Annotated in this window: 1 protein-coding gene; it reads right to left on the bottom strand. The window is 47.7% G+C overall.

Features of this window, described 5'->3' with window-relative positions; genetic code table 11:
• On the bottom strand, nucleotides 1-258 hold a 258-nt coding region (locus tag IEQ44_RS17330; RefSeq protein ID WP_227487671.1), incomplete at both ends, for a hypothetical protein.

Below are 258 nucleotides of genomic sequence, written 5' to 3'. Positions count from 1 at the left end.
CACCAGCAAAAACGCCAGAAATTGCTCTCTGTCCATAAATATAGGCGTATGCCTCTCAGCTTCTTCCCTCGGTTGTTCGACTTCAGCTTGTCTCCTCGTCCTTTCTTCCCTCCTCTCCACTCTCTTCACTGCTTCGGCATAAGATAATCCTTTCTTTTGCGTTCTGACCTTATTCACTTTTATTTCTTGAGCTTGTCTTGGCCCCTGCATTATGGCCCCTGCATTATGCTCTCCTCCAAACAGTAGGCCTTGAGCCTG

This window comes from Nocardioides malaquae (assembly GCF_015070385.1).
Classification (GTDB): Bacteria; Actinomycetota; Actinomycetes; order Propionibacteriales; family Nocardioidaceae; genus Nocardioides; species Nocardioides malaquae.
Note: the sequence above shows the minus strand (reverse complement) of the source record. Positions and strands in the feature narration are given on the sequence as shown.